The sequence below is a fragment of the Gynuella sp. genome (assembly GCF_050297175.1).
In the GTDB taxonomy this organism is placed as follows: domain Bacteria; phylum Pseudomonadota; class Gammaproteobacteria; order Pseudomonadales; family Natronospirillaceae; genus Gynuella.
This window is the reverse complement of sequence record NZ_JBNKSF010000005.1, coordinates 1-1,582: the sequence shown is the minus strand read 5'-3', so window position 1 is coordinate 1,582 and position 1,582 is coordinate 1. Positions and strand designations below refer to the sequence as shown.

Genomic DNA, 1,582 nt, shown 5'->3' with positions numbered 1-1,582 from the left:
GACTACCTGACGGATTTCAATGCCGTATTTTTTGGCAAATTCCCAGTCGCGCTGATCGTGCGCGGGAACCGACATAATGGCACCGGTGCCATAACCCATGAGTACGAAATTAGCCACATAGATTGGAATTTCTTCCCCATTGACCGGATTGATGGCATTGATACCAAGAGGAAAACCTCTTTTTTCCATCTTTTCCAGTTCAGCTTCTGCGGTATTGGTTTGTTTGCAGGATTGCACAAACTCAGCCAGCTCAGGATGCTGTTCTGCAATTTTTAATGACAGAGGGTGTTCGGCGGCGATTGCCATGAAAGTCGCTCCATACAGCGTATCTGGACGCGTAGTATAGATGCGTAGCGGCACACTACCCGGTACTTCAAAATCAACTTCCATACCTTCTGAACGGCCAATCCAGTTGCGTTGCATGGTTTTAACCTGTTCCGGCCACTCAACATGATCAAGATCGTCCAGTAACTGTTCAGCATAGTCGGTGATTTTCAGAAACCATTGGGCGATCTCGCGACGCTCTACCGGGGTGTCACAACGCCAGCAGCAACCTTCAATAACCTGTTCATTAGCCAGTACGGTCTGGTCATGTGGACACCAGTTAACCGGTGCGGTTTTTTTATAGGCGATGCCTTTTTCCATCAAACGGGTAAAAAACCACTGCTCCCAGCGATAGTATTCAGGTCGACAGGTCGCCAACTCGCGGTCCCAGTCATAGCCAAAGCCCAGCAACTTGAGCTGGTTGCGCATATAAGCCATGTTTTCATAGGTCCATTTGGCAGGCGCAACATTATTTTTGATAGCCGCATTTTCTGCCGGCATACCAAACGCATCCCATCCCATAGGCTGCAGCACATTCTTGCCCAGCATGCGCTGATAACGCGAGACGACATCACCAATGGTGTAATTGCGTACATGCCCCATATGCAGCTTGCCGCTGGGGTATGGAAACATCGACAGACAATAGTATTTTTCCTGATCAGGCTTTTCGCTGACGATGAAAGATTTATTCTGCTCCCAGAAGCTCTGGGCGCTGCTTTCGCAGGTTTTGTGGTCGTAATTCTGATCCATATCGATGCTAGTTTGTATTAAGGCTGAAAATTGTCGGAAGCATACTCTAGTGTAGAGTCGTGAACAAACCCTATATTATGCAAAATTAACGCTGGATTCTATGCGACCTCAGCCAAAACAGTCCACTGGCCAGCAGGATTAAAATCGCCAGGTAAGGCTGCGCAGCTGAAAAGTAAAGAAATGGGGTTGATCCACTGCGACCCTGAACCGTTTCTGTGAGGGTTTGTGTTTTGAACTGATCTGTGGCATCCACAATACGCCCCTTATGATCGATGAATGCACTACGACCAGTATTGGTGGAACGAACCAGCGGTCTGGCTGTTTCCAGCGCTCTCATCTGTGCGATTTCCAGATGCTGATGCGGCGCCAGTGAATCGCCAAACCAGGCATCGTTACTGGTATTGATCAGAATATTGGCATCCGGCAGATCGAGGTTGATATCACGACTGAATACATCTTCGTAACAGATAGAGACACCGAGTTTGACATCCTTTACCGACATTAATGG

Annotated in this window: 2 protein-coding genes; both read right to left on the bottom strand. The window is 48.1% G+C overall.

Annotated elements, in window-relative coordinates; genetic code table 11:
• Nucleotides 1–1,074 (bottom strand): leucine--tRNA ligase (gene leuS, locus ACQY6I_RS00300; RefSeq protein WP_428239470.1); only part of this gene is annotated, 1,074 nt, incomplete at its 3' end.
• Nucleotides 1,075–1,159: 85 nt separating this feature from the next.
• Nucleotides 1,160–1,582 (bottom strand): nitrilase-related carbon-nitrogen hydrolase (locus ACQY6I_RS00295; protein ID WP_428239469.1); only part of this gene is annotated, 423 nt, incomplete at its 5' end.